Here is a 26,501-nt window from a genome sequence, read left to right as displayed (position 1 = left end):
TTTAACTGCCTTTTGCACCGGGTCAGATCGCAAAGTCTTCCAGCCCGTGCTGCAGGGCCAGCAGCGCGTCATGGTCGGTGCGGTGCAGGCGGACTCCATCGTGCGGCAACTCTCCGGCGCGGCGCAGCACGTTTTCTACTGGCAGCTTCATTCCACTGAGGTGCAAGACGACGTGGTTCAGCGCCAGGGCTTTGCGCAGCTTGCCAAAGGTTTCTACCCCGGTGGCGTCAATGCGGTTGATGGGCTGGGCAAACAGACAGACCTGGCGCACTCCAGGGTGTAGCGCCAAATGCTCCATGACGGCGCGCTCCAGGCTGCTGGCCGAGGCAAAGTCCAGCTCGGCATCCATGCGCAACGCGTAAAGGTGCGGTGCCAGCGGCGGCAGGTTCCACAGATGGCGGTCGCGCAGGCTGCCGTCAGGGTGCAGGCCGATCTCGATGATGCGCGGGTGCAACCGGTGGTACAGAAAGTGTGACAAGGCCATCATCAAACCGGCCAGCACGCCCCAGTACAGCTTGGGTGCGGTGGCCAGGGTCAGCACAAAGGTGGTGGCGCAGGTCAGTGCCTCCACCGGGGCGGCGCGCCAGATGCGGCGCAACTCGGCCGGTTGCACCAGGCTGGCCACCGCAGCCACCACCACCGCCGCCAATACCGCCTGCGGCACGTGGTACAGCGCAGGCGTCAACCACAGCAGCACCAGCAGGACCAACAGCACAGAGAAAATCGTCGCCCAGCCGGTCTTGGCACCGGCGTACAGGTTGATGGCCGAGCGCGAGAACGACGAGCTGGTCGGAAACGCCCCGCACAGGCCCGATGCCACCTTGGCCATGCCCTGGCCGATCAGGTCCTGGTTTTCGTTCCAGCGGGTGCCGCCGCGCTGGTTGTCCACCTTGGCGCTTGACGCGGTCTCCAGAAAGCTGATTAGCGTCAATACCAGCACCGGCAGGGCCAGGTCGCCCAGTTGCCCCAGAGAAATCAGGCCGGGCAGGTGCAGCGCAGGCAGACCGGCGGGCAGGGCACCCACCACCGCGCCGCCACCTGTGGCAAAGCCCAGCCAGGAACTCAACAGCGCACTGGCCACGACCAATACCATCAGCGCCGGAAACTTGGGCCGCCAGCGCTTGCCCAGCACCAGCACGGCAAGCGCACCCAGCCCGAATGCAGTGGCCTGCCAGTCGATCTGTGGCTGGTGCAGCAAGCTGCCCAGCGGCCCTTTGAGCCCCACTAGGGCAGGCAGTTGCGACAACACAATCAGCACCGCTGCCGCCTGGGTAAAGCCGGTCAGTACCGGCGCGCTGACCAGGTTCAACAGCCAGCCAAAGCGCCCCAGCCCCAACACGATCTGCAGCAGCCCCGACAGCAGCGCTAGCCACACTGCCAGCGTGACCCATTGCGCGCTACCGGGCTCGGCCATCCCCAGCATGGCCGTGCCCACCAGCAAGGCGCTCAGCGCGGTCGGTCCCACTGACAGGCGGGTGGACGCGCTCCACAGCACCGCCACCAGCGCGGGCAGCAGCGAGGCGTAGATGCCGGTGACCAGCGGCATGCCTGCCAGCGCGGCGTAGGCCACGCCTTGGGGAATCACCATCATGCCCACCGTCAGCCCGGCCCAGAGTTCGCCCACCATGGTGCTGCGGTCGGGACGCGGCCAGTTGAGAAAAGGAAACCATCGCTGGAGGTTAACCAAATTTATAAGGTTTTTAGGCATCTAGCGCATATTCCTATTGCACAGGTAGCTATGAAAATAGGAGTATATGTCCAGGCCGTCTACGGGAGGCCGCAGACGCTGCAGGCTGGGTCGCGTGGGATGCGGATTTCGTTCCAAGCCATGCTGCGCGCATCCAGCATCTGCAAGCGCCCGGCCAGCGAGGTGCCTGCACCGCTGAGCAGCTTGATGGCCTCCGCCGCTTGCATGGCCCCGATGATGCCGACCAGCGGCGCCAGCACGCCCATCACGGCACAGCGGGTTTCCTCGAAATCCTCGCTGGGCGGGAACACACAGGCGTAGCAGGGCGATGCCGTATCGCGCGCGTCGAACACGCTGATCTGTCCGTCCATGCGGATGGCTGCGCCCGACACCAGCGGCTTGCGGTGGCGCACGCAGGCCATGTTGACGGCGTGGCGGGTGACGAAGTTATCGCAGCAGTCCAGCACCACGTCGGCCTGGGCTACCAGCGTGTCCAGCAGCGCGGCATCGGCCCGGGCGTGGACGGCGGTGATCTGCACCTCGGGGTTGATGGCCTGCATAGCGGTGCGCGCTGAATCCACCTTGGGCTGGCCGACGCGCTCCAGGCTGTGGGCGATTTGCCGCTGCAGGTTGGTCAAATCCACCGTATCGTGGTCTACCAGGGTGATGTGGCCAATGCCCGCCGTGGCCAGGTACAGCGCCACCGGCGAGCCTAATCCACCTGCACCGATTACTAACGCGTGGGCATTTAAAAGCCGCTCTTGCCCTTCAATACCCATGTCGTCCAGCAGGATGTGGCGCGAATAGCGCAGCAGTTGGTCGTCGTTCATCTTGGCATTGTGGCAATGAAAAGCCCCGCAGTGGCGGGGCTTTCGCAGGACGGCAGGAGCTGACTACTGTTCTTTTTTCTCTTCTTTGCGCTCGACCATGGTCTTGCTGACGATGACCGGCTTACCCTTGAACTGGTTGATCGCCTGGATCAGCTGAAAGTCTTTTTCGCTACCAAACTCCGGTGGCGGCTTACGCTCGGCAACCGGTTTCAGGGCTTCGGCTTCCAGCAATTTGCGGGCTTCGTCGCGGGCCTTTTCACGGGCTTCGTCTTTTTTCTCTTCGCCCTGGCCGCTATTCAGGTGCTTTTCCAGGTCGGCTTCGCGCATGCGCAGGGCACCGAAGGGGTTGCCGTCTTCGGTGTCATCGACCATCACGTCGGGCACGATGCCCTTGGCCTGGATGGATTTGCCGCTGGGCGTGTAGTAGCGCGCGGTGGTCAGCTTCAGACCGGTATCGGGGCCGAGCGGACGCACGGTTTGGACCGAGCCCTTGCCAAAGGTCTGGCTGCCCATGATGGTGCCGCGTTTGTAGTCTTGCAGGGCACCGGCGACGATCTCGCTGGCCGAGGCCGAGCCTTCATTGACCAGCACGATCAGCGGCACGGTTTTCAGGGCGGCGGGCAGCTTGGCCAGGGCATCGGCGCCGCGGCGCTGGTAGAACTCGGGCGATGCCTTGTAGGTGAACTTGCTGTCGGCCAACTGGCCATTGGTGGACACCACGGTCACGTTCTCGGGCAAGAAGGCGGCAGACACAGCCACGGCGGCATCCAGCAGGCCGCCCGGGTCGTTGCGCAGGTCCAGCACCAAGCCTTTGAGCTTGGGTTCTTGCTTGTAGATGTCGGTGATTTTGGTGGCAAAGTCTTCCACCGTGCGGTCCTGGAACTGGCTCAGGCGGACCCAGGCGTAGCCGGGCTCGATAACTTTGGCGCGGACCGACTGGGTGCGGATCTCTTCGCGGGTGATGGTGACCGGGAAACTGCGGTTTTCGTCCTTGCGGAAAATCGTCAGGCTGACCTTGGTGTTAGGTTCACCACGCATCTTTTTCACCGCATCGTTGAGCGGCAGGCCTTTGACAGCCGTGTCGTCGATCTTGGTGATCAGATCGTTGGGCTTGAGGCCTGCGCGGAAGGCCGGAGAACCTTCGATGGGCGATACCACCTTGACCAGTCCGTCTTCCTGGGTGATCTCGATACCCACGCCCACAAAGCGGCCGGTGGTACCTTCGCGGAATTCCTTGAACGACTTTTTATCGAAGTACTGGGAATGTGGATCCAGGCTGGCCACCATGCCTGCAATCGCGTCACTGATGAGCTTTTTCTCGTCTACCGGCTCCACGTAGTCGGTTTTGACCATACCAAACACCGCCGCAAGTTGTTGCAATTCTTCCAGCGGCAGCGGTGCCATGGCCCCACGGGCCACGGTTTGTAGCGAAACCGTGGTGAGGGCTCCGGCAATGGCACCGGCGGCAATCCAACCGGTAATTTTGAGTTTTTGGCCCATAAGCTTCTTTCAGTTCGCTGTCAATATACACGTTGGTATCCACTTGCATGGATACGTTCCGTGTAAACCTTTTAATCGGCTTAATTACTTACACCCCCAGGCTACAGCGCAAGCGCTTTTCGCCAACCCGCTTGCAGGGGGCAACACCAGCAGCCTGGCAAAGCCAGTTCTGCGGTGTTCTTGATAGGCCCCGTTATGGCTGGATGGTGTTGTGCGCAGTTATGCCTATTTTTTCTGGCCTTGGGCGGCAACGGCGGCGGCTGCAGCGGCGGCGGCTTCGGCATCGCCCAGGTAGTAGTGGCGGATGGGTTTCAGGTTTTCGTCCAGCTCGTACACCAGCGGAATGCCGTTGGGGATGTTCAGGCCGACGATGTCGTCGTCGGAGATGTTGTCCAGGTATTTGATCAGCGCGCGGATCGAGTTGCCGTGGGCGGCCAGCACGACGCGTTTACCGGCCTTGATGGCGGGCGCCATAGCTTCGTTCCAGAACGGCAGCACGCGGTCCACGGTGTCTTTCAGGCATTCGGTCAGCGGCACCTGGTCGGCGGTTTGCTTGGCGTAGCGCGGGTCGCTGCGTTCGCAACGCGGGTCGGTGGCTTCCAATGCCGGTGGCGGCGTGTCGTAGCTGCGACGCCAGACCAGCACCTGGTCGTCGCCGTATTGCTTGGCAGTTTCGGCTTTGTTCAGGCCTTGCAGCGCGCCGTAGTGGCGCTCGTTCAGGCGCCAGCTGTGCACCACCGGCAGGTAGGTACGGTCCATCTGGTCCAGGCAGTGCCACAGGGTGTGGGTGGCACGCTTGAGCACGCTGGTGTAGGCCACGTCGAATTCATAGTTGTCGGCCTTGAGCAGGCGGCCCGCGTTTTGCGCCTGGGCAATGCCGGTGTCGGTCAGCGGCACATCGGTCCAGCCGGTGAAGCGGTTTTCAAGATTCCAGGTGGATTCGCCGTGGCGGATCAGAACGATTTTGTACATACAGCGACTTGTCTCGGTAAGTGAAAGGGGCCAAAAACGGTGCTTCCCGCAAGGGGCAGCATGCCATTCTAAAATCGCCGGTTCGGGGTAGTCCCGCTAAACCACAAATAAAAGGTGCAAAGTGAAGTTTTTCATAGACAACTGGATGCTGATTGCGATAGCGCTGGCGGCGGGTGCGGGCTTGCTGTGGCCTGTGATTTCCAACAGCGCGGGCGCAGGTGCCCTGACGGCCAACGGTGCGGTGATGCGCATCAACCGCGAAAAAGCCGTGGTGGTGGACGTGCGCGAGGCGGATGAGTTTGCCGCAGGCCACATTGCCGCTGCCAAAAACCTGCCGGTTGGCCAGTTGGAAGATAAGCTGGCCGCTGCGGTCAAAAACAAAACGCTGCCTTTGATTTTGGTATGCGCCACTGGCGCGCGTGCCAATAAAGCTTTGGCTACCGCCAAAAAGCTGGGCTACGAGCAGGCTGAAGTGCTCAGCGGTGGCTTGAAGGCCTGGAGCGACGCCAATCTGCCGCTTGAGAAATCCTGAACCACCACCAGATACCGACCATGCAAGCCGTCAAGATGTATACCACCGCCGTATGCCCCTACTGCATCCGCGCCAAGCAAATTCTGAAAAGCAAGGGCGTCGACCAGATCGACGAGATTCGCGTAGACCAGCTCCCCGAGGCCCGTGCGGCCATGATGGAACTCACCGGTCGCCGCACCGTGCCGCAAATCTTCATTGGCGACACCCATGTGGGGGGCTGTGACGATCTGGTGGCGCTGGACGGGCGGGGCGGTTTGCTGCCCTTGCTGAACGCTGCTTGAACCCACGACTTGAACGACTTTTGAATCGGCAATAATCCGTTTGCTTTTTTCGCCCGCCGGTGTTTTTCGACGGGCTTTGTTTTGATGTCTACCGAAAGAATTCCATGTCCGAGCAACAAGATCCCGTTTTCCAAATCCAGCGTGTGTACCTGAAAGAGGCTTCGCTGGAGCAGCCTAATTCCCCTGGCATTCTGTTGGACCCAACCCAGCCCACCGTGGAAATCCAGCTGGGCGTAGATGCCAACCCGGTCGCAGATGGCATTTTTGAAGTGGCTGTGACGGCCACCGTGCAGACCAAGATTGGCGAAAAGACCGTGTTTTTGGTGGAAGCCAAGCAAGCCGGTATTTTTGAAATCCGCAACATGTCGCAAGAGCAGATGGGCCCGATCATCGGCATCGCCTGCCCGCAAATCGTCTACCCTTACCTGCGCAGCAATGTGGCCGACATCGTTCAACGTGCCGGTTTCCCGCAGGTGCACCTGGCCGAAATCAACTTCCAGGCCATGTACGAGCAGCAACAAGCCAACGCCGCTGCGGCCGCCGCTGAAGCGCCTACTGCAACTCTGCAGTAAAAACATGAAAATCGCGGTTCTGGGCGCGGGGGCCTGGGGCACCGCGCTGGCCATCAGCGCCAGCCTTCACCCGCAAGCAAGCCACAGCGTCACGCTGTGGGCGCGCGATGCCGGGCAGGCCGCTGCCATGCAGGCCCAGCGCTGCAACCAGCGCTACCTGCCCGGCATTCCTTTTCCCGAAGCCTTAACCGTTTGCTCAATGGCACCCGAGGCCTTGGCCGCGCTGGTGGCAGGGCACGATCTGGTCATCATCGGCACCCCCATGTCGGGCTTGCGGCGCATGCTGCAAGACATTGCGGGCTGTGCTGCCCCGGTGGCGTGGCTGTGCAAGGGATTTGAATCTCCTGGTTCCAAGCCTTTTGGCCTGCTTGCGCACGAGGTATATGCACAAGTAGCTACTGAATCCATAGCAAATGAGGCCGCACGATACGGCGTGCTCAGCGGCCCCAGCTTTGCCCAGGAAGTCGCCCGTGGCCAGCCCACGGCCTTGGTGGCTGCCAGCAGCCGTGCCGAGGTGCGTGATGCCCTGGTCGAGGCCTTCCACAGCCCGGCGCTGCGGGTGTACGCCAGCGACGACGTGGTCGGCGTGGAAGTGGGCGGCGCGGTCAAGAACGTGCTGGCCATTGCCACCGGCCTGTGCGACGGCCTGGGCCTTGGCCTGAATGCGCGGGCGGCACTGGTCACCCGGGGCCTGGCGGAGATGACGCGCCTCGGGCTGGCCCTGGGGGCCAAGGCCGAGACCTTCATGGGCCTGTCGGGCCTGGGTGATCTGGTACTGACCTGCACCGGCGATTTGAGCCGCAACCGGCAGGTGGGTTTGTTGCTGGCCCAGGGCCAGACTTTGGAGCAGGCGGTGGCCTCGCTAGGCCATGTGGCCGAGGGCGTGTACAGCGCCCGCACCGTGGCACAGCGTGCGCACAGCCTGGGTGTGGACATGCCCATTACCCACAGCGTGGTGGCTTTGCTGGACGGGCGCATCCGCCCGGCTGACGCGGTAGCGTCTCTGATGGGGCGGGCCCCGGTGCCCGAGCTAGCGTAAGGTTTTGTGTCTGTTGTGTAAGGGAACTTCTTACACGGCCCGGTAAAAAACGGACCTGCGGTATGGGTGCCTCCCGACTTAATTTTTGATTGGTGGGTATTCACAATCCATTTCAACGGATCGGGAAAAAGCACATTGCGATAAGCGCGATGCAGCCTGAACCGGGCAGACCAAAGGACACACCATGAACACCGAACAGATCATTGCCGAAATCCGCGAGGCCAATCTGACGTACCTCATGCTGGCGCAAAGCCTGATCCGCCAGGACAAGGCCGAAGCCCTGTTCCGCCTGGGTATCAACGAAGAAGCCGCCGATATTCTGGGTGCCCTGTCGGCCGCACAAATTCTGAAATTGGCCTCGGGCAACATGCTGCTGTGCCACTTCCGCGTGGAAGACAGCCTGGTCTGGAGCCTGCTGACCAACCACGACATCAAAAAGGTGGGTAACCCCGCCACCAACACCTTGCATGCCAATATCCTGATGGCAGGCCGCGTGGCCGAAGTCTTGTAAGGAGCCGAGCATGACCACCGCTACCGCAGAAGTTACCAAAGCCCCGGCCAAGGCACCAGTGAAGGCCCCGAAGAGCGTCTTGCAAGACTCGCAGCAGATCGAGCGCGCCGCAGCCCTCATCCGTATGGGTGCCCGCATGCAGGTGCTGGAATCGGAAACCGATTTGTCCTACGAGCGCCTGCTGCGTCTGTACAAAGAGGTATCAGGCAAGTCCCCCAGCAAGGGCCAACTGCCGTTTTCGACCGACTGGTTCTTGTCGTGGCAAGAGAACATCCACTCGTCGCTGTTCCTGAACATCTACGAATACCTGTCCAAGAGCATGGACATGGACTCCATTGACATCCTGACCAAGGCCTACCGCCTGTATAGCGAGCAGATCGTGGCTGCCGAGGTGGACCCGCTGCTGTCGTTTACCCGCGCCTGGCGGCTGGTCAAGTTTGTCGATGCCAACATGCTGAACATGACGCAGTGCAGCAGTTGTGGCGGCAAATTTGTCACCGAGCTGTACGAAAACCCCCGCCAATATGTCTGCGGCCTGTGCAGCCCACCGGCCCGCGCCGGCAAATGCAAGGGCGAGCGGACCTTGATGCTGCACTGAGCCGAGTGTCAGACCGGTAGCTGGCGCAGGCTGGTTACCGTCTTCAAACAGGCTTGGGCCACTTCAGCGCCCTTGTGCACAAAGTGCTGGCTGAAGAACTGCTGGTGCTCGTCGTTTCCATGGAAGTGGTGCGGAGTCAGCACGGCAGAGAACACCGGCACACCGGTATCCAGCTGCACCGCCATCAGCCCCTGGACCACCGCATTGGCAACGAACTCGTGGCGGTAAATGCCGCCGTCCACCACCAGCGCGCAGGCCACGATGGCATCAAACTGGCCAGTCTGGGCCAGCTTCTTGGCGTGCAGCGGAATCTCGAAGGCACCGGGCAGCGAAAACAAGCTGATCGCGTCGCTGGGCACGCCGTGGCGGGCCATCTCGGCCAGAAAGCCGTCGCGGGCCTGGTTGACAATGTCGGCATGCCAGGTGGCCTGGATGAAGGCGATGCGGATGGGCGACGAAGGGGCGGTAAGGGTCGTGGTCATAAAGGGTGTTGGCAAAAAATGTTCCAACCCAGGACGCACGCGCGCAGACACTGGCCGCCCATGGCGGATGTGTACATCGCGCGTTCTCTTACATCCGGACTGTGACCGTCGGCTTCGGAATCGCACCGAAATCTGCTGACCCTGAGTATGGCGAACCATGCAAAGGCGCTCGCGGGCTTGTGCATCGCTGCCATGACCGCCGGTGGGGAGTTCCACCCCGCCCTGAGAACGCTGTTCTGCGCGGTCAAGCGCAGAGGCCCCAAGTGTAAGTGCACGCAAAAATCCTGTTTTATGAAGAAAATAGGCCTTTAGCCCATGTTCTATCTACGCTATTAGCTATAAAAATTATAGTAAAAAAATTAGTACTGTGACTGCACCGGTGCGCAACTCACCCGGTTGCGGCCCGCATTTTTAGACAGGTACAGCCCGGCATCGGCACGGGCCAGCAGGCTGTCCAGCGTGTCGTCGAGCACCAGGGTGCTGATGCCGAAGCTGGCGGTAGTGGTCAGTGTGGCGTTGCGGGGCGTGACCAGGGCCAGTGCGGCAATGGCGCTGCGCAGGCGTTCGGCCAGAGCAAAGGCGTTTTCGCTGTCGGTATCGGGCATCAGGATGCCGAATTCTTCGCCCCCCAGGCGCCCCACGAGGTCTTGCTGTCGCACCAGTGACCGGCAGGTGCGGGTCAGTACGCGCAGTACGCTGTCGCCCATGGCGTGGCCGTGGCGGTCGTTGATCTGCTTGAAGTGGTCTACGTCCAGCATCACCATCGACAGTGGGCGGCCATGGCGGCGCGCGCGGGCCAGCTCGGCCTCGGCATGGTCCATGAAGTGGCTGCGGCTGGCCATGCCTGTCAGGCTGTCGGTGGTGGCGATCTGGCGCAGCGCGTTTTCCATGGCCTTGCGTTCGGTGATGTCGATGATGGTGGACAGGGCGCAGGGTTGGCCGTCGTAGATGATGGGCACCATCGAGATCAGCGCCCAGATCTCCCGCCCCTGGGCAACTACCAAGCACATCTCGCAGTCGCGCAGCACGCCTTCGCGGCGGTACTGCTCCAGCATCTCGTCGCGGTCGGCGGGGCTGCGGTACATGCTGCGCGGCTCGCGGCCCAGCAGGGCAGCGGCGGGCATGCCGGCCAGCTCGGCGGCCCGCTCGTTGGCGTAGACGAAAACGTTGTCGGCCGTGCGTGTGACCGTCATCGGTAGCGGGGCGTTTTGCAGAATTGCCAGGGTGCGGCCCTCGCTCTCGCGCAGCTCGCGGGTGCGGTCGGCTACGCGCTGCTCCAGCGTGTCGGCCAGGCTGCGCAGCTCGCTCACCAGGCGGGCGTTGTCGATGGCATTGACCACGTTGCCCGACAACAGCTCCAAAAACACAATCCGCTCGGGCGAGAACGCCCCGCTGACGGCCTCGTTCTCCAGGTACAGCGCGCCCAGCACCCGGCCCTGGCGCACCAGCGGCATGCACAGCACCGAGCGGGTGCTGCGTTCGCGAAAGTAGGGTAGCCGCCGCCAGGCCGGGTCGTGGGCCGCGTCGTGCACCAGCACCGGGCTGGCGGTGCTGAGCACGGTGCGCAGCATCTCGCGCGGCAGGCGGGCAGCGGCTTCTTCCAGCGGCAGGCCTTCCATGACCTGGATGACGGCGGCCGGGCCGTCAATGCCGCTGTCGGCCTGCACCACCCACTGGCCTTGGTCGCGCAGCACGATGCTGGCGCGGCTGGCCCCGGCGCTCTCGCGCAGCACATGCACCAGGCGGACCAGCAGGGTGTCGAGGGTGGTCTCGCCGGTCACGGCCTGTACGCTTTTCATCAGGGTGGACAGGTCCAGCGCGCTGCCGGGCACGGCCACCACCGTATCCGCGTCGGCGTGCAGAACTGCCAGGGGCACGCGAGGGACGACGGGCGGGGTGGTGTGCTCCTCTAGGGCCATCGCGTCCACCAGCGCCCGGCTGCCCCAGCGTAGAAACAGGGCCCGGGCCTCGGCCCGCTCGGCGTTGGCCGCAGCGGCGTGCGGCGGCCCGGCCAGCACCAGTGCCTGGCTGCGGTAGCGGTGCACCAGGCCCTGCACCAGCAGGTTGTCGATGGCCTGCGCAGCCTGCTGCGCGGCATCGAACTCGGCCAGCATGGGCGCGGCACCCGCCGTATGCGGCAGCACACCGGCCAGCAGCATGCGGGCGCGCAGCAGGTGGTGCAAGGGCCGCACATCGGCACAGGTTTGCGCCCACAGCGCCAGCCGGTCAAGGGCGGTGGTGCAGCGCGTATGCAGGTCGGCATCGGCTGGGCTGCCTGCGGTCTGGTGGCAGTCCAGAGCGGCCATGGCGGTAAAAAACAGGCAAAACGGCACCATCACCATGCCGCGCCCGGCCGCGAACAGCAACTGCGCCGCATCGCCCGCGGCCACGGCGGCGTCGGGCTGGCCCGCCAGTGTGTGCAGCATGCAGCGCCAGGCCTGCAGGAACAGGGTGCCGGTCTGGTCGGCACGGGCGGCGTAGGTCTGCTCTAGTTGCTGGGCAGAAAACGCCTCGGTTTCCAGGGGTACGTCGGCAAAACGCGGCTGGCGCAGCCCGTGGATAGCGGCGCGCAGCGCACCCTGGTAGTCCTGCGCTACCGGCTGGCGGATGCGGCGCAGCGTGGCGGCGTGCAGGGCCAGCATGGCATCCAGCTCGGCCAGCGGGGTGCCGCTTAAAAAGGCGTGGTAGTCGTGCACGTACAGAGCCAGCCCGGCGTGGCGCAGGCTGCCATTTTCCAGGCCCTGCTGGTGCACCTCGCGCAGCGCGGGCAGGCCGCTGGCGAGGCCCTCGGTCCAGTGCCGCAAAAAGGCGTTGAACGAAAAGCCCGCATGCGCTTGCACGTGCCCCCAGCCGTGGCGCTCGATCAGCGCCATCGACATGCGGCCCAGCCGGGTGCCAAAGCGGTAGTCGCGCAGGAATTCGGCCACCATCAGCCCCATCACCGAATAGGCCGACAGCGCTGCCGGGGCGTGGCCGTGCACCACCATCAGCCGCACCTGCATCACCGTCAGCAGCGGCAGCAGTGCCGGGCGGGCAATGTAGGCGGCGGCGGTCATTTTGGCGATCACGCTGAGCTGCTGCAGGCACAGCGGGTCGGTCATGGCGGGCCGGGCGGCCAGGGTGTCCATGCCCAGGGTGTCGATTTCGGCGCGGACGGCGGCCACCAGCTGCACCGCCGCAGCGGGCGTGGCGGCCACCGGCGGCGCGGTACCCAGTAGGCGCAGTACGGACAGGCCCAGTTCCAGGGTTTCGTCCAGCCGCCCGGAAGCGTAGAAGGACTCGATGCGCACGTCCAGCAGGCGGGCGTGGGCGCTGGAGTCGGCCACACGGGGCAGCGCCGTGTCGATCAGCGCATCCATGGCCGCTGCGTCGCCCTTCAGCGCGGCCATGCGGGCAGCGTGCACCTGCAGGTCCAGCGCGGTGGCCGGGTCGTCTTGCCAATGCGTGGCTCCCCGCAGAGCGATGGCCTGGGCCGCATAGTCGGCGGCCAGGTCGAAGGAGGCGGCGGCGCAGGCCCACTGGCTGGCCTGGGCATTGAAGTCGGCCAGTTGGCGGCGTTCGGCGGCACCGTCCATCAGGGCCTGGCCCTGGTTCAGGTGGTTGACCACGGCAAAGTCGGGCGGCTGGCCGGGTGCGCCGTCGCGCAGCAGGCGGCCGATGCGCAGGTGCAGGGCCGGGCGCTCGGCCGGTGCGGCCAGCAGGTAGGCGGCTTCTTGCACCCGATCGTGCACAAAGGCCAGCTCCACCCGCAGGCCCTGGCTTTCATGCGCCTCCAGCATGGCCATCCATTGGTAGTGCGTGTCTTGGGGCGCCAGCAGCCCGGCGGCCAGTGCTGGGGCCAGGGCCCGCAGCACGCTGTGGTCAGGCCGCTGGCAGGCCGTGCTCAGCGTATCGAGGGTGAAGCGGCTGCCCAGGCAGGCGGCGGTGGTCAGCAGGCTGCCGGTATCGGGTGGCAGGCGGCGCAGTTGCTCCAGCATCAGGGCGACCACGTTGTCGGCAATGTGCTCGCTGCGGATGCGCGGCTCCGACCAGCACCAACGGGGCTGGCTGCGGTCTAGCCAGATGAGTTGGCGGCGGTGCAGGTCTTCCAGAAACTGGCCCAGAAAGAAGGGGTTGCCGCCGGTTTTTTCCAGGCACAGCTGGGCCAGTGTCTGCACCTGGGGCAGGGGTTGCTGCAGGGTGTCGGCCAGCAACCGGGCTACATCGTCGGCCTGCAGCGCGCCGACGTGCAGCGCCAGGCTACGCCCGCCGTTGCTGGCCAGCGCGGCCAGGTCCTGGTGCAGCGGGTGTTCGGGGGGAACTTCTTCGGCGCGGTAGGCGGCGATCAGCAAAATATGCTGCAAGCCATCGTCCAGCGCCAGTTCGCGCAGCAGGCGGCGCGAGACCCGGTCGGCCCACTGCAGGTCGTCGATAAACACCACCAACGGTGCATCGGCGCGGGCCAGTGCGGCAAAGCACTGCTGCATGCTGCGCAGAAAGCGGTTTTCGGCTTCGGTCGGGCTGAGTTCTACCACCGGTGGCAGGCTGTTGCCCAGCAGCATGCCCAGCTCGGGCAGGGCGGTGTGGGCCATGGCGGCATTCGGGCCGAGCAGACTGAGCAGCGCTTCGCGCCATACCGCCTGTTCGCCGGGCGGCAGCGCCAGCACCTGGCGGGCGCGCTGCTCCAATGCCTGTACAAAAGCCGCGCAGGGTGTGTGCTGGCCAAACTGGTTGAACTTGCCGCTGACCATGTGGCCACGGTGGCCCAACAGGCTGCGCTGCACCTCGCCTACCAGGGCGGTTTTGCCGATGCCCGACACCCCGGCGATGGTCACCGTCTGCGCCGTGCCGGTGGCGGCCGCCTCGAACACTTCCAGCATGCGGCGCACGCCATCGGCCCGGCCATACAGGCGGCCCGACACCTGGAAGCGCTCGGACAAATCCCCCTGCGCCAGCACCAGCGCGGCCAGCGCCTGCGGATCGTGCAGGTACTGCAAGATGTGCTGCAGGTCGCGGCGCAGCACCCGGTGGTTCTGGTAGCGGGCCTCGGGGTCTTTGGCCAGCAGCCGCGCCACCAGGCCCGATAGCACCTGCGGCACCTCCGGGCGCAGGCTGTGCGCGGGCTGCGGGGTGCGTGCCAAGTGGGCGTGTACGGCCTGCACCGGGTCGTGGGCGGGGCCAAACGGTGGGCTGCCGGTGAACAATTCAAACAGCGTGGCCCCCAGGGCGTAGAAGTCGGCCCGGTAGTCCAGGTCGCGGTGCATGCGGCCGGTTTGCTCAGGGGCCATGTAGGCCAGTGTGCCCTCCAGGTTGCGCAAACTGGTGGCGGGGGGCCGTTCGACCAACATGTCGGCGGCAATGCCGAAGTCGATCAGTTTGACGGTGCCGCAGGGCAGATCGGCAATGATGTTGCTGGGGGCAATGTCCTTGTGCAGGATGTTGTTCCCGTGGATGGCCTCCAGCGCATCCACTACCGCGATGGCAACGCGCAGGGCATCTGCCAGCGGAAACGGCCCGTCTTGCAGTTGGCTGCGCAGCGATACCGCGCCGTCGTCCGGCATGGCCAGAAACAGCACACCACCAAAACTGTCCAGTGTGTCGGCGCTGACCACGTGGGCGTGGCGCACCCGGCGCGACAGCTCGTATTCCCGCCGAAACCGGGCCACGTCGCCCGGCCCCAGCTGGGCCCGGCGCAAGAATTTGACCACCACCGGCAACCCGTCTTGCAGGCAGCGCACCACCACCGAACGCCGTCCCTCGTACAGCAGTTCCTGCACGGTGTAGGCACCAAAACGGCTGCCCGGCACCGCAAAAGCGGGTGGCGGCCCCACATCCTCTGGCCCGCCTGCTGTGGTGGCACCGGTGAGCGAATGGGAGGGCAAGCGCAGCGCAGTCATGGGCTTGCATGATAGTGGTTTGTATTTGTAGGGTAGGTCTGCCGGGGTATTTATTTTTTAAAAGAAAAAAGCCGCCAGCGCATGTTCCACCTGCGCTAGTAGCTATTAAAAGAATAGTGACCTACGCGTTGACCACCAGGCAACTCTCCAACCACCCCGCTTGGTACGCCAGCAGTCCGTCCGGGCGGTAGGCCGGTGCGGCCAGCAGGTGCTGGGAGGCTGTGGGCTGGCTCCAGCGGCCCAGCATCCAGGCACCGCGGGCTGTGCCCTCCATCGCGTCGATGCTGGCGTAGCAGGTGTGGCCCGGCAGCAGGGCTTGCAGCAGGCCCAAGAAAAGGCGGTTGTGGGCCAGTGGGCCTTCCACGACGATGGTGGATGCGGTAGAGCCCGGGCGCAGCTGCTGCACCAGCCAGGCGGTGACCTGGGCGCAGTACAGCGCGGCCAGGGCCGAGCGTTCGGCGGGGGCCAAGTCTTGCAACGCCATTGCCTGGCCTGCACGCCGCACTTCACCGCTGCGGTGCATGAACGGGCCACCTTGCGGGGCGAAGCTGGGTTCGGCGGTGGTGCTGCTGTGCAGCAGGGCTTGGGCATCCTCCAGCGTACCCAGGTCGGCAGGGGCGCCATCCAGCAGTGCGGCGAATTCACGGCCGCCCATGAAGCGGGCGGTGGGCGTGGCCTGGCCGCGCACATTGACGTTGCACAGCATGTCGCGTTGCGCATCCAGCGTGCTTGTGGGCGCATCGGGGGCCATTAGTACCGTCCAGGTGCCGGACGATACGACCGTCAGCTCGGCAGTGCTGGACAGGTAGCGGGCCAGGCAGGCGTTGCTGTCGTGCACGCCCACCAACACTTCGCAGTTGCGCGGCAGGCCCAGGGCATCGGCCAGTGCCGGGCGCACGCGGCCCAGCACCTGCCATGCCGGGGCCAGGGGGGCGAACTTTTCGGCCCAGCCCTGGGCTTTGGCCAGGGGCGAGAAATCTTGGCTGTCCGGTGCCCAGAGCTGGGTGTGGCAGCCCAGGGACGACACCTCGCTGGCGGCCACTCCGCTGAGCCACCAGGCCCAGTACTGCGGGTAGGGCAAAAGGGTTTGGGTGCGTGCCCAGGCTTCCGGGTGGGTGTGTTGTAGCCAGTAGAGCTGGCGGGCGGCGTTCAGGCCCACCGGCAGATCGGGCGAGTAGGTGGTCTCAAAACCATCGCGCTGGCGCTGGTAGGCGTGGTGCAGGGCGCTGGTTTGGTCGGCAAAGGTATCGCATTCATAATCCAGCGGCGGCCAAGCCAGGCCGTCGGCGGTGATGCCCACAAAGGCCGCGCCGTGGGTGCTGGTGACCACGCGGGCACAGCGGGGTGTGAGGGCGGATGCCGCCAGCGTGCTGCAGATCCAGTCGGTCAGCCCGGCGATGTCCAGCGCGCTGTAGCCCAGCGGGGCTTGAATGGGCGCGTTCTTGCGGCCATGCTGCTCCAGAACAAGGCCAAAGTCGTCTACCAGCAGCAGTTTGGCGTGGCTCTTGCCGATGTCGATGACCAGTGTGAGATCGCGCATCCGCGTCAGTCCAGATGGAACAGGCAGGGCAGCGGCTCGGCCACCGGGCTGCCGTCGGGGTGGGTGCGCATGAGGTCGCCCATGTGTGCCCACCAGCGCTGCATCACCGGGTGCTGCGGCAGGTCGTGCATTGTGTGGCCGGGTGGGCGGCGCAGCACCGCGAATAAAACATGGTGCTCTTCGTCCAGATAGATGCTGTAGTCGTTGACTCCGGCCGTCTTCAGCAGCTCCACCAGCTCGGGCCAGATTTCGTCGTGGCGCTTTTTGTATTCCGCCACGCAGCCTGGGTTCAGGAACATGCGAAAGGCGAATTTCTCATATGCGGATGCAGCCATGCTCAGCAAACCTGCACGCAGCGGATGTTCAGCAAAGCCGCCAGCTTGTGCAGCCGGTCGGCGATGTGGCCGACGCCGACGGCGCAGTGGTGCGCCGGGCCGTGGCTGTTCCATTGCTCGATGAAGCCGCGCGCACCGATGCTGAAGCGGTAGCGGCTGTTGGTGTTGCCGATTTCCAGGATCGGGCCGTCCACCGATTCGGCCTGGGCGCACAGCAGCATCAACGTGCCGCCCGCCTGCTCGACCACCGACAGCAGGGTCACCGGGCCTTGGCGCACCGACATTTCCACGCTCAGGCCCGAGCCCACTTTGCCATGGAATACCTGCAGCGGCCGCACCTTGGTTTTGCCCTGGGCAATGCGGCTGTGGCCGGGGCCGTCGTGGCCCATCAGCACCACGTCGTCGGCGAAGTCGGCGGCATAGTATTCGGTGAACGAACCGCCGGCGCCAAAGCTGTCCATGATCTTCATCGCCTGGGCGTTCTTGATCTCGTATTCGCCCGCAATCGGCGTGCCGCTGGCGGTGAGCAGCGAGGAGCCGAGGATGATGGAGCTGATGATGTCCTCATGCACATGGCCGGGCACGGATTCGTAGTAGTAGGCCATTGAGCCCAGCTGGTGCTTGTCCACCAGGCGGTCCAGCGCCACCGAGGTGCGGGCGGCCAGCGCTAGGTGGTGCGTGTCGCAGTCGGCCTGCACGTCAAATTCTTGGGCAAAGCGGTTCAGCCGCTGGTCGATGTCGGCGGGGGTGACGGCCTGGCTCAGCGCGGCCAGCTCGTCCATTTCCAGCACCTCAATGTGGCCGCCGAAAGTGGTGCATTGCAGGGTCATGTCGGTATAGATGTCGAGCATGCCGTTGTAGTAGCGGCCCATCACGCCCAGGCGGTTGTGCGCCATGCGGTAGGCGACGCGGGCCGCGTCCACCCAGCCGTCGACTTCGCGCCACACATGCGGGTCGCCGTGCAGTACGCCGGTGATCTGGTGGAAGGGGATATTGGCGCGCTTGAAGACGTTGGCGATCTCGGGTACCGGGCAGGCGGCACAGTAGGCCAGCCATTCACCCGTCATGCAGGTGCGGTCGCCCATGGCGTTCAGGGCTTTGTAGTCGATGGCGGCTTCGGGCTGCAGGTTCAGCACAATCACCGGCACTTTGGCGCGGGCCACCACCGGCAGCACCGTGCTGGACAGCGCATAGGTGGTGGCGTAGAGGAACACCAGGTCCACATCGGCGCAGCGCAGCGCGTGGCCGGCGTCGAAAGCCTTGTCTGCGGTGTCCACCATGCCGAGGTTCACTACCTCTACATCGGGCCGCGCCAGCTTGTCGGCGACCACAGTGATATAGCCTTCCAGGCGCTGCTGCAAGCCCGCAAACTGGGGCCAATAGGTGTCCAGGCCGATGCCGAACAAACCGATTTTGAGATGACTGGGGCGCATGGTGGTCTTCTTGTGTAAAAAAGGGCGCAATGGCCTACGCCACGCGCCCAAAAACTTCAATTTCAGTAGTTAAATTTGTCGATGTTGTCTTTGTCGAAGGTGGTGGGTGCGCCGAGGATGACCTCGCCTTTTTCACCGATGGTGTACTTGCCCAGCTTGCCCGCGGTGAAGGTTTCACCCTGTTTGCCGGTGATGTTGCCCGATGCCAACTGGCCTGCAGCGTAAGCCGCCAGATAGCCCAGGTCGGCCGGGTTCCACAGCTGGAAGGCCACCACGGTGCCGTTCTTGATGAACTCGCGCATCTGGTTCGGCGTGCCCAGGCCGGTGATCATGACCTTGCCCTTCATTGGCGAGGTGGACAGGTAGCGCGCTGCCGAAGAAATACCCACGGTGGTCGGCGAGATGATGCCCTTCAGGTCGGGGTAGGCCTGCAGCAGGCCCTGGGTTTCGACGAAAGACTTCTGGTCGTCGTCGTTGCCGTAGGCCACTTTTACCAGCTTCATGTCTTTGTATTCGGGCTTCTTCAGCTCGTCTTCCATCCACTTGATCCAGGTGTTCTGGTTGGTGGCATTGGGCGTGGCCGACAGGATGGCGAATTCGCCCTTGCCGCCGATCAGTTTGGACATCAGCTGCACCTGGGCGCGGCCAATGCCTTCGCTGTTGGCCTGGTTGATGAACATCGCGCGGCCTTCTTCACCCACGTCGGAATCCACGGCAACGATCTTGGTGCCTGCGGCAGCGGCTTTTTTCAGGTAGGGCAGCAGTGCGTTCGGGTCGTTGGCCGAGACGATGATGGCGTTCTGCTTTTGCGTGATCAGGGTGTTGATGTACGACACCTGCGAGGACGCACCCGCGTCCGACGGGCCGACCATCTTGCTGGTACCGCCGAGCGCCTTGACAGCCTCGTCGACACCGCCGCCGGTGATCACGTTGTAGGGGTTGTTGATCTGCTTGGGCAGGAAGGCTATGGTCAGGCCCTTCTTGATGTCTTGCGCGTGCACGGCAGCGGCGCTGATGGCCATCAAGGTAGCGATGCCCAGGGTGGACACGATGCGGTTGAAGTTGATTTTCATAGTTGTTGTCTCCGGATGGTTGAAAAATGGACCTGTCAGGTTGGACCTGCTTCTTGGTTTTTTAGGGAACTCTTTGCAGCGATGGCTGCATCGCCATCGCCGTTGCCATGACCGCGCGGCGCAGCTTGCGCACCCGCCAGCGCTCGGCCAGATTCGGCACCAGCACGGACGACAGCAGTAGCAGGCCGGTGACGATGGTCAAGATTTCGTTGGACACGTCAAACAGGGTCAGCGCGTTGTTGAATACGCCCATGACCAGCACGGCCAGCAGCACACCCACCAGGGTGCCGCGCCCGCCGAAGATGCTGACCCCACCAAACAGCACCGCCGCCACCACATTCAGCTCGAAGCCGGTGCCGTTGTCGGCCCGGGCGCTGGAAAACCGCAGTGTGTAGACAATGCCGGCCAGCGCGCTCATCAGGCCCGACACCACAAACAGCCAGACCTTGATGCGCGCCGCATCCACGCCCGAGAAGCGCACCGCCGTCTCATTCGCGCCCATGGCATAAATCAACCGCCCGATGCCGCTGAACTGCAGCAGCAGGATGAACACTAACGCCAGCGGGATCAGCAGGAACACATAGGTCAGCGGCAAAAATGTGCTGCCCAGCATGTCGAAGCCAAAGGCCGTGTAATGGGCCGGAAAACTGGCCACCGCCTCGTCGCCCAGCAGGATGTAGGTGATGCCGCGAAACAGCGCCATCGTGCCAATCGTCACAGCCAGCGAGGGCAGGCGCAGCTTGGTTACCAGCAGGCCGTTGAAGGCACCAGCCGCAGCGCCCATCGCCAGCACCAGCGTGATGGCCATCGGCATCGGCACACCGGCCTTGAACAGCACGCCCAGCAGGCCGCTGGCCATGCCCAGAATGGCGGCGATGGACAGGTCGATCTCGGCCGCCACCACCACCAGGGTCAGGCCCAGCGCCATCAGACCGATCTCGACCACGCTGGCCAGCAGGTTGCCAACGTTGTCGGTACCCAGGAAGTCCTGCGAGAAAGCCCGGCCGACGCACAGGCTGACCACCAGCAAGGCCACCAGCATCGCGTCCCAGGACCAGAAGGATTTGGACTTAGCCATGGTGTTCACGCTTCTTCAAAGACTGGGCGGCAATCGCCCTGGACAGCAAGGTGTCGGCCGCAATCGCCACCAAGATCAGGCAGCCCTGGATCGCCAGTTGCCAGAATGACGAGACGCGCAGAATCACCAGCGCACTGGCCATCACGCCCAGCAGCAGTGCGCCCAAGGTGGCCCCCAGCACGCTGCCCGCGCCACCGGCAATCGACACGCTGCCGACCACCGCCGCAGCCACCACCTGCAACTCGATGCCGCTGGCACTAGACGCGTTGACCGTGCCAAACCGCGCCAGCCACAGCACACCGGCCAGGCCGGCAATCGCACCGCACACCAAAAAGCCAGTGAACTCGCGCCGCACCACATCCACCCCGGCCAGGCGTGCGCCCTCGGGGTTCGAGCCGATGGCGTAGAACTCGCGGCCCCCGCGAAAGTTCTTCAGGTAATAGGACACTGCCACCAGCAGCACCCCGGCAATCACCGCCATATACGGCACGCCCATGAAGTCACCCGAGCCGAGGATGGTCATTTCGGGTGGCAGGGCGGTGGCGTTGATCTGTCGGCCGTGCACCCAGGCGTAGTCGATGCCGCGAAAGATGTACAGCGTGCTCAGCGTGGCCACCAGTGAGGGGACGCGGCCCCAGGTGACCAAAATTCCGTTCACCGCCCCTGCCAGCAGGCCGATCAGCAATCCGACCGCCACCGCCACAAGGATCGGCGTCTGCGGAAAGCGGGTGAACACATCGCCGACCAGAAACGCGCTGAGCCCGACCACCGAACTGATCGATAGGTCGATGTGGCGCATCAGCATCACCACCGTCAGCCCCACGGTCAGCAGCGCGATGATGGACACATTGAGCACCATGTCGCGCACGCTCTGGGCGCTGAGAAAGCGCGGATTCGCCAAGGCGGTGCACAGCACGGTGATGGCCAGTACCACGACCAGGCTGGTCTCGCGGTGGCCGGCAAACCACTGGCTCCAGTGTTTGCGCTCAGGCGCAGGGGATGGGCTGGTCATAAGCGGTAATACGGTGGTGTTCATGCCGCGACTCCTGTGCGCAGCGTGGGTTGCGTGCGCTGCTGGCCCAGCGCGGCGGCCATGATGTTTTCTTCGTTCATTTCACCGCGCAGCAGCTCGGCCGTCACGCGGCCTTCGTGGATCACCAGCACGCGGTCGGCCATGCCCAGCACCTCGGGCAGTTCGCTGGAGACCATCAGCACGGCCAGGCCATCTTCGACCAGTTGGGCCATGGTGCGGTAGACCTCGGCCTTGGCACCCACGTCGATGCCGCGGGTGGGCTCGTCGATGAACAGCACGCTGGGATTGGTCGCCAGCCATTTGCCGAGCACCACCTTTTGCTGGTTGCCGCCGGACAGCGTGGACACCGGGTTGTGCAGATCTCCCGCCTTGAGCTTGAGCTTTTGGCCCCAGTCGTCGGCCACCTGGGTTTCGGCCTGGCGTGGCATGAAGCCGAAACGGGTCAGCCGGTCGATGATGGTCAGCGTGGCGTTGCGGGCAATCGATGCCTCCATCACCAGGCCCTGGGCGCGCCGGTCTTCGGGCACCATGGCCAGGCCGGAGGCCACAGCCAGGGCCGGATTGCCCAGCGCCAGCGGCTTGCCATTGATGCGCACCTCGCCCGAGTCCACAGGGTCGATGCCGAAGATCGCGCGGATGACTTCGGAGCGGCCCGCGCCCACCAGTCCGGCCAGGGCCACGATCTCGCCGCGGCGTACTTGCAGATTGATCTTGTGGAACACGCCGGTGCGGCACAGGTCTTTGACCTCCAGCGCCACCGCCCCCAACACCGCATTCGGTCGTGGATAGTAGTCGCCCAGATCGCGGCCAACCATGTGGCGCACGATGGTCTCGGGCGTCATCTCGCTGGTGGGGCCAGAGAACACATGGGCACCGTCGCGCATGATGGTCACCTGCTGGGTCAGCGCAAACACTTCCTCCAGCCGGTGGGTGATGAACAGCACGGCCACGCCCTCGTCGCGCAGGCGGCGCACGATGGCGAACATCTGCTCCACTTCCAACTTGGACAGCGCGGCGGTCGGCTCGTCCATCACCAGCACCTTGGCGTTTTGCGACAGGGCTTTGGCGATCTCCACAATCTGCTGGTCGGCAATCGACAGGCCGCGCACCAGGCGCGCGGCGTCAAGTGCCACGCCCAGGCGCTGCAGCAGCGCGCTGACGGCATCCTGCATCTGCTTGTGCTGCAGGCGACCCCAGCGGTCCACCGGCTGGCGGCCCATGTAGATGTTTTCGGTGATGCTTAGGTCGCCGAACAGTGTGGGTTCCTGGTAGATCACGGCGATACCGGCTTTGCGTGCGTCGGACGGACGTAGGAACTGCACGGCCTGGTCGTTGACGCGGAACTCACCTCCGTCGGGTGCATGCACCCCGGCCAGGATTTTCACCAGCGTGGATTTGCCCGCGCCGTTTTCGCCCAGCAAGGCATGGACCTCGCCCGCGCGCAGGCTAAGCATGCCGTTGCGCAGGGCGGCCACGGGGCCGAAGGATTTACGTGACCCGACCAGCTCAACACAGGGGGGCGCGTGGGAAGGCGACTGCTGCACAGCTGCCGCCTTAAACGATGCCGCTGCTGGGGCCGCTGGCGGGGCGAATCGCCGCCATATCGGCACGGTAGCCTGAGGCGCGGTAGGTGGCGACCGGATCGACCGCGCCGCCCGCTTCCAGGCGAATCTTTTGCAGCAGCGGGGTCACGTCGGTGTGGAAAGCTGCCTTCAGGGTCTGCGCGGCCATCAGCACGTCATTGCTGTCTTGGTAGCCGGTGAGGGCCACGCGGTCCACCAGCAGGGCCTGGGCGTAGCAGCGCTGCACGGTGATGGCGCTGGTCATCAGGCTCTCGATGGGGTCGGTCACGTTGTGCGACTGGTCCAGCATGTAGGCCGGGTCGAACCCGGGGGCTTTGCTCTGCGCTGCGTCCACCAGTTCGTTAAACACCAGGAACAGCTGAAAGGGGTTGATGCTGCCGCTATCCAAGTCGTCGTCGCCGTATTTGCTGTCGTTGAAGTGGAAACCGGCCAGCTTTTGCGCATGCACCAGGCGCGCCACGATCATCTCGATATTGGTGTTGGGCGCGTGGTGGCCCAGGTCCACCAGGCAGCGGGCTTTTTCGCCCAGGGTCTGCGCGGCCAGCAGGCTGGAGCCCCAGTCCTGGATCACGGTGGCATAGAAGGCGGGTTCGAACATCTTGTGTTCCAAAAACATCTGCCAGCCGTCGGGCAGCGCGGCGTAGATCTGGCGGTTGCTGTCCAGGTAGCGGTCGAACTGGCGGCGGAAGTGGCTTTGGCCGGGGAAGTTGGCACCGTCGCCAATCCACACCGTCAGCGCCTTGCTGCCGATCTGTTTGCCGATCGCTATGCACTCTATGTTGTGCGCCACGGCCTGGGCGCGCACGCCGGCATCGGCATGGGTCAGGCTGCCGAACTTGTAAGACAGCGGCTGGTTCTTCTGGTCGGAGAATGTGTTGGAGTTCACCGCGTCAAATCCCAGGCCGAAGGACTCGGCGTGCTGGCGCAGTTCTTTGTAGTCGCTGACCTTGTCCCAGGGGAAGTGCGGCGACACGGTGGGCGTGCAGCGCACTAGCTGGTGGATCACGCCGCAGTCTTGCAGCTTGTCGAACACATTGCGCGGCTCGCCCTTGCCGGGGAAGCGGGCAAAGCGGGTGCCGCCGGTGCCCACGCCCCAGCTGGGCACGGCTACGGCGAACTTGGCCACCTCGGCCTTCAGCGTGTCGATATTCACGCCGCGGCGGGCCAGCTGCTCGCCCAGATGTTTGTAGTCAGAATCGACTCTGGCGCTGGCACTATGTGCGTGGTCAGCTATCAATTCAGGAGCAATCTTAGTCGTGGTCATGGTTGTCTCTTTTATTTGTTGAACCGTCGAATTAACGCGCCATCATCGCGCATTCATCGGGGAAAGGCTGCAAGATTTCCTGCATCTACGTTGATGATGTTGCCGGTCGATTTGGCGGCCAGGTCGCTGGCCAGGAAGTAGGTGGCTTCGGCAATGTCCTCGGGGAACACGCTGCGTTTCAGCATGGAGCGGTCGCGGTAGAAGGCTTCCAGTTCTTCCTCGCTGATCTTGTTGGCGGCGGCGCGCTCCTGGCTCCAGGCACCCGTCCAGATCTTGCTGCCGCGGATCACCGCGTCGGGGTTGACCACGTTGGAGCGGATGCCCAATGGTGCGCCTTCCAAGGCAAAGCTGCGCGATAGCTGGATCTCGGCTGCCTTGGCGGCGCAGTAGGCGCTGGCCTGGGCGCTGGCCACCATGCCGTTCTTGCTGGCGATGTAAACCATGGCACCGCCGATGGCCTGGGCCTTCATCAGGCGGAAGGCTTCGCGGCCCACCAGGAAGTAGCCGGTGGCCAGGATGTTTTGGTTGCGCATCCATAGCGCCAGGCTGGTGTCTTCGATGGGTGCGGCAGACGCGATGCCGGCGTTGGACACCAGAATGTCCACCCCGCCAAACTCCAGCGTGGCTTGCACGTAAGCGGCAATCACCGAGTCTTCAGAGGTGACATCGCAGACCATGCTGCGCACCACGTCCTTGCCGTAGCGCTTGGCCAGCTCGGCGCGGGTGCTCTCCAGCGCTTCCACGTCGATGTCCAGCAGTGCTACGCAGGCACCCTCGTTCAAGAAGCGTTCGACGATGGCCCGGCCAATGCCGCCTGCACCGCCGGTCACCAGGGCCACCTTGCCCACCAGGGGTTTGGCCTTGGGCATGCGTTGCAGCTTGGCTTCTTCGAGCAGCCAGTATTCGATGTCGAACGCCTCTTGCTCGGGCAGGCCCACATAGGTGTCGATGGCGTTGGCATCGCGCATCACGTTGATGGCGTTGACATAGAACTCACCGGCAATGCGCGCCGTGGCCTTGTCCTTAGCAATCGACACCATGCCGATGCCGGGCAGCAGGATGATCACCGGATTGGCATCGCGCAGGGCCGGGCTGTCGGGACGTTTGCAGCGGTGGTAGTAGGCGGCGTAGTCGGCGCGGTAGGCAACCAGTTTTTCTTCCAGCGCGGCGGCCAGGGCGGCACCTTCGAGCTGGTACACCGATGCTTGCAGGATCAGCGGGCGGATCTTGGTGCGCAGAAAGTGGTCGGGGCAGGAGGTGCCCATGGCCGCCAGCGGGGCCAGTTGCACGCTGTTCACAAATTCCATCACTGCGGGCTGGCGGTCTACGTGCAGCAGCTTGTGGCCGCTCTTCGATGCCAGGCCGCGCAGAACGGGAAGCACACGTGCCAGCGTCGCATCTTGGTCGGCGGTGGCCAGCGGCTCTTGCGCTACGCCACCAAAGGCCACGGCCTTGCGGGCCAGGCTTTCGCGGCCCAGCCAGTTTTGCGCATGGGCGATCACACCCACGGTGTTTTCATAGCAGCTCTTGGCAGTGTCGCCCCAGGTGAACAGGCCGTGGCCCGCCAGCACCAAACCGCGCTGGGTAGGGTGGGCGGCCTGGTAGCGCTGCAGCATCAGGCCCAGTTCGAAGCCGGGCTTGCGCCAGGGCAGCCAGCCCACGGTGCCTTCAAAAATCTTGGCGGTAAGCGCCTCGCTGTTGGCCATGGCGGCAATCGCAATCACCGCGTCGGGGTGCATGTGGTCCACATGGGCGAACGGCAGGTAGGCGTGCAGGGGCGTGTCGATGCTGGCGGCGCGCGGGTTCAGGTTGAAGGTGCAGTGCGGCAGGTAGGCCACCATCTCGTCTTCAAATTCGGGGCCGCGGTAGAGCTTTTGCAGCGCGTTCAGTTTGTCCATGTACAGCGTGCTGAAGCCGTCCAGCTTCATCGATCCCACGTCGCCGCCCGAGCCCTTGACCCACAGCACGGTGGCATCCTGGCCGGTCAGCAGGTCTTTTTGCACCAGCTTGGCCGAGGTGTTGCCGCCGCCGTAGTTGGTGATGCGCAGGTCGGAACCCAGCAGGTTCGAGCGGTACAGCAGCAGGCCGGACGCATCCAGCGTGGCCGCGTGGGCATCGTTCCAGGTAGGGAAGGGGGCGGTGGTGGTGTGGGGCATGGGGGTAGGCAAGTGGAGCGGCGGGTTGACTTGGTCGCAAGTCTAGAGAGGGGCGTACATATCCACAACCCATGCTTATTGATGGTTTGGCAAAGTTTTATTTATACTTGGGAGTTACCACGGCAA

The 26,501-nt window shown here is 64.2% G+C and carries 21 protein-coding genes and 1 riboswitch; of the genes, 6 read left to right on the top strand and 15 right to left on the bottom strand.

Features of this window, described 5'->3' with window-relative positions; genetic code table 11:
• Nucleotides 1-22 precede the first annotated feature (22 nt).
• From AC097L_RS04910 to gpmA, 4 genes are all read right to left on the bottom strand, one after another.
• Complete coding sequence (locus AC097L_RS04910; protein WP_479585054.1) at nucleotides 23-1,708, bottom strand: SulP family inorganic anion transporter; 1,686 nt, start codon at nucleotides 1,706-1,708, stop codon at nucleotides 23-25.
• Nucleotides 1,709-1,767: 59 nt separating this feature from the next.
• Entirely contained in the window at nucleotides 1,768-2,517 is a 750-nt protein-coding gene (locus AC097L_RS04905) for a HesA/MoeB/ThiF family protein (RefSeq protein ID WP_479585053.1), read from the bottom strand.
• Nucleotides 2,518-2,580: 63 nt separating this feature from the next.
• Nucleotides 2,581-4,017, bottom strand: coding sequence for a S41 family peptidase (locus tag AC097L_RS04900; RefSeq protein ID WP_479585052.1), 1,437 nt, complete (start codon nucleotides 4,015-4,017; stop codon nucleotides 2,581-2,583).
• 225 nt (nucleotides 4,018-4,242) lie between these two features.
• Entirely contained in the window at nucleotides 4,243-4,989 is a 747-nt protein-coding gene (gpmA, locus tag AC097L_RS04895; RefSeq protein ID WP_479585051.1) for a 2,3-diphosphoglycerate-dependent phosphoglycerate mutase, read from the bottom strand.
• A gap of 121 nt (nucleotides 4,990-5,110) precedes the next feature.
• Between gpmA and AC097L_RS04890 the strand changes: the two genes are divergently transcribed.
• The 6 genes from AC097L_RS04890 to flhC all read left to right on the top strand — a co-directional run bounded on the left by AC097L_RS04890 (nucleotide 5,111) and on the right by flhC (nucleotide 8,522).
• Nucleotides 5,111-5,521 (top strand): rhodanese-like domain-containing protein, encoded by a 411-nt coding sequence (locus AC097L_RS04890; RefSeq protein ID WP_479585050.1) that lies wholly within the window; start codon nucleotides 5,111-5,113, stop codon nucleotides 5,519-5,521.
• A gap of 20 nt (nucleotides 5,522-5,541) precedes the next feature.
• Complete coding sequence (gene grxC / locus AC097L_RS04885; protein WP_479585049.1) at nucleotides 5,542-5,802, top strand: glutaredoxin 3; 261 nt, start codon at nucleotides 5,542-5,544, stop codon at nucleotides 5,800-5,802.
• A 104-nt stretch (nucleotides 5,803-5,906) separates the two neighbouring features.
• Nucleotides 5,907-6,374 (top strand): protein-export chaperone SecB, encoded by a 468-nt coding sequence (secB, locus tag AC097L_RS04880; protein ID WP_479585048.1) that lies wholly within the window; start codon nucleotides 5,907-5,909, stop codon nucleotides 6,372-6,374.
• A 4-nt stretch (nucleotides 6,375-6,378) separates the two neighbouring features.
• Nucleotides 6,379-7,413 (top strand): NAD(P)H-dependent glycerol-3-phosphate dehydrogenase, encoded by a 1,035-nt coding sequence (locus AC097L_RS04875; RefSeq protein ID WP_479585047.1) that lies wholly within the window; start codon nucleotides 6,379-6,381, stop codon nucleotides 7,411-7,413.
• A gap of 184 nt (nucleotides 7,414-7,597) precedes the next feature.
• A complete protein-coding gene (gene flhD / locus AC097L_RS04870; protein ID WP_315246203.1) occupies nucleotides 7,598-7,924 on the top strand; it encodes a flagellar transcriptional regulator FlhD in 327 nt (108 codons plus the stop codon).
• A gap of 10 nt (nucleotides 7,925-7,934) precedes the next feature.
• Nucleotides 7,935-8,522: a flagellar transcriptional regulator FlhC gene (gene flhC / locus AC097L_RS04865; protein ID WP_479585046.1), complete on the top strand. Its 588-nt coding sequence runs from the start codon at nucleotides 7,935-7,937 to the stop codon at nucleotides 8,520-8,522.
• An 8-nt stretch (nucleotides 8,523-8,530) separates the two neighbouring features.
• Here the strand turns inward: flhC and AC097L_RS04860 are convergent, their stop codons facing one another.
• From AC097L_RS04860 to AC097L_RS04810, 11 genes are all read right to left on the bottom strand, one after another.
• On the bottom strand, nucleotides 8,531-9,004 hold the full coding sequence (locus AC097L_RS04860; RefSeq protein ID WP_479585045.1) for a 6,7-dimethyl-8-ribityllumazine synthase: 474 nt from the start codon (nucleotides 9,002-9,004) through the stop codon (nucleotides 8,531-8,533).
• Between the two features lie 78 nt (nucleotides 9,005-9,082).
• Nucleotides 9,083-9,238, bottom strand: a riboswitch (FMN riboswitch).
• Between the two features lie 125 nt (nucleotides 9,239-9,363).
• The gene (locus AC097L_RS04855) at nucleotides 9,364-14,880 is read right to left on the bottom strand and encodes a diguanylate cyclase (RefSeq protein WP_479585044.1); all 5,517 of its coding nucleotides are present in this window, start codon (nucleotides 14,878-14,880) and stop codon (nucleotides 9,364-9,366) included.
• Between the two features lie 121 nt (nucleotides 14,881-15,001).
• Nucleotides 15,002-16,420, bottom strand: a complete 1,419-nt coding sequence (locus AC097L_RS04850; RefSeq protein WP_479585043.1) for an FGGY-family carbohydrate kinase — start codon at nucleotides 16,418-16,420, stop codon at nucleotides 15,002-15,004.
• A 5-nt stretch (nucleotides 16,421-16,425) separates the two neighbouring features.
• Nucleotides 16,426-16,755 carry an L-rhamnose mutarotase gene (rhaM, locus tag AC097L_RS04845; RefSeq protein ID WP_479585042.1) on the bottom strand — a complete coding sequence of 110 codons (330 nt, stop codon included), beginning with the start codon at nucleotides 16,753-16,755 and terminating at the stop codon, nucleotides 16,426-16,428.
• Nucleotides 16,756-16,757: 2 nt separating this feature from the next.
• The gene (locus tag AC097L_RS04840) at nucleotides 16,758-18,188 is read right to left on the bottom strand and encodes a hypothetical protein (protein WP_479585041.1); all 1,431 of its coding nucleotides are present in this window, start codon (nucleotides 18,186-18,188) and stop codon (nucleotides 16,758-16,760) included.
• Nucleotides 18,189-18,250: 62 nt separating this feature from the next.
• Nucleotides 18,251-19,261, bottom strand: coding sequence for a rhamnose ABC transporter substrate-binding protein (gene rhaS / locus AC097L_RS04835; RefSeq protein WP_479585040.1), 1,011 nt, complete (start codon nucleotides 19,259-19,261; stop codon nucleotides 18,251-18,253).
• Nucleotides 19,262-19,322: 61 nt separating this feature from the next.
• A complete protein-coding gene (locus tag AC097L_RS04830; RefSeq protein ID WP_479585039.1) occupies nucleotides 19,323-20,339 on the bottom strand; it encodes an ABC transporter permease in 1,017 nt (338 codons plus the stop codon).
• A complete protein-coding gene (locus AC097L_RS04825; protein ID WP_479585467.1) occupies nucleotides 20,332-21,351 on the bottom strand; it encodes an ABC transporter permease in 1,020 nt (339 codons plus the stop codon). The genes AC097L_RS04830 and AC097L_RS04825 overlap by 8 nt, the downstream gene beginning before the upstream one ends.
• Nucleotides 21,352-21,371: 20 nt before the next feature.
• Nucleotides 21,372-22,916 (bottom strand): sugar ABC transporter ATP-binding protein, encoded by a 1,545-nt coding sequence (locus tag AC097L_RS04820; RefSeq protein ID WP_479585038.1) that lies wholly within the window; start codon nucleotides 22,914-22,916, stop codon nucleotides 21,372-21,374.
• Between the two features lie 10 nt (nucleotides 22,917-22,926).
• Nucleotides 22,927-24,219, bottom strand: coding sequence for an L-rhamnose catabolism isomerase (gene rhaI / locus AC097L_RS04815; RefSeq protein WP_479585037.1), 1,293 nt, complete (start codon nucleotides 24,217-24,219; stop codon nucleotides 22,927-22,929).
• Nucleotides 24,220-24,272: 53 nt separating this feature from the next.
• A complete protein-coding gene (locus tag AC097L_RS04810) occupies nucleotides 24,273-26,375 on the bottom strand; it encodes a bifunctional rhamnulose-1-phosphate aldolase/short-chain dehydrogenase (RefSeq protein ID WP_479585036.1) in 2,103 nt (700 codons plus the stop codon).
• Between the last annotated feature and the right edge of the window lie 126 nt (nucleotides 26,376-26,501).

Source organism: Rhodoferax sp. RT5P35, from assembly GCF_056521385.1.
Note: the sequence above shows the minus strand (reverse complement) of the source record. Positions and strands in the feature narration are given on the sequence as shown.

Bases quoted from the DNA above. Each gene is read 5' to 3' on its own strand.
- AC097L_RS04825 (WP_479585467.1), bottom strand. From the start codon at position 21,351: ATGACCAGCCCATCCCCTGCGCCTGAGCGCAAACACTGGAGCCAGTGG.
- flhC (WP_479585046.1), top strand. From the start codon at position 7,935: ATGACCACCGCTACCGCAGAAGTTACCAAAGCCCCGGCCAAGGCACCA.
- rhaI (WP_479585037.1), bottom strand. From the start codon at position 24,219: ATGACCACGACTAAGATTGCTCCTGAATTGATAGCTGACCACGCACAT.
- AC097L_RS04850 (WP_479585043.1), bottom strand. From the start codon at position 16,420: ATGCGCGATCTCACACTGGTCATCGACATCGGCAAGAGCCACGCCAAA.
- secB (WP_479585048.1), top strand. From the start codon at position 5,907: ATGTCCGAGCAACAAGATCCCGTTTTCCAAATCCAGCGTGTGTACCTG.
- rhaS (WP_479585040.1), bottom strand. From the start codon at position 19,261: ATGAAAATCAACTTCAACCGCATCGTGTCCACCCTGGGCATCGCTACC.
- AC097L_RS04840 (WP_479585041.1), bottom strand. From the start codon at position 18,188: ATGCGCCCCAGTCATCTCAAAATCGGTTTGTTCGGCATCGGCCTGGAC.
- AC097L_RS04910 (WP_479585054.1), bottom strand. From the start codon at position 1,708: ATGCCTAAAAACCTTATAAATTTGGTTAACCTCCAGCGATGGTTTCCT.
- flhD (WP_315246203.1), top strand. From the start codon at position 7,598: ATGAACACCGAACAGATCATTGCCGAAATCCGCGAGGCCAATCTGACG.
- gpmA (WP_479585051.1), bottom strand. From the start codon at position 4,989: ATGTACAAAATCGTTCTGATCCGCCACGGCGAATCCACCTGGAATCTT.
- rhaM (WP_479585042.1), bottom strand. From the start codon at position 16,755: ATGGCTGCATCCGCATATGAGAAATTCGCCTTTCGCATGTTCCTGAAC.
- AC097L_RS04855 (WP_479585044.1), bottom strand. From the start codon at position 14,880: ATGACTGCGCTGCGCTTGCCCTCCCATTCGCTCACCGGTGCCACCACA.
- AC097L_RS04830 (WP_479585039.1), bottom strand. From the start codon at position 20,339: ATGGCTAAGTCCAAATCCTTCTGGTCCTGGGACGCGATGCTGGTGGCC.
- grxC (WP_479585049.1), top strand. From the start codon at position 5,542: ATGCAAGCCGTCAAGATGTATACCACCGCCGTATGCCCCTACTGCATC.
- AC097L_RS04810 (WP_479585036.1), bottom strand. From the start codon at position 26,375: ATGCCCCACACCACCACCGCCCCCTTCCCTACCTGGAACGATGCCCAC.
- AC097L_RS04900 (WP_479585052.1), bottom strand. From the start codon at position 4,017: ATGGGCCAAAAACTCAAAATTACCGGTTGGATTGCCGCCGGTGCCATT.
- AC097L_RS04860 (WP_479585045.1), bottom strand. From the start codon at position 9,004: ATGACCACGACCCTTACCGCCCCTTCGTCGCCCATCCGCATCGCCTTC.
- AC097L_RS04875 (WP_479585047.1), top strand. From the start codon at position 6,379: ATGAAAATCGCGGTTCTGGGCGCGGGGGCCTGGGGCACCGCGCTGGCC.
- AC097L_RS04905 (WP_479585053.1), bottom strand. From the start codon at position 2,517: ATGAACGACGACCAACTGCTGCGCTATTCGCGCCACATCCTGCTGGAC.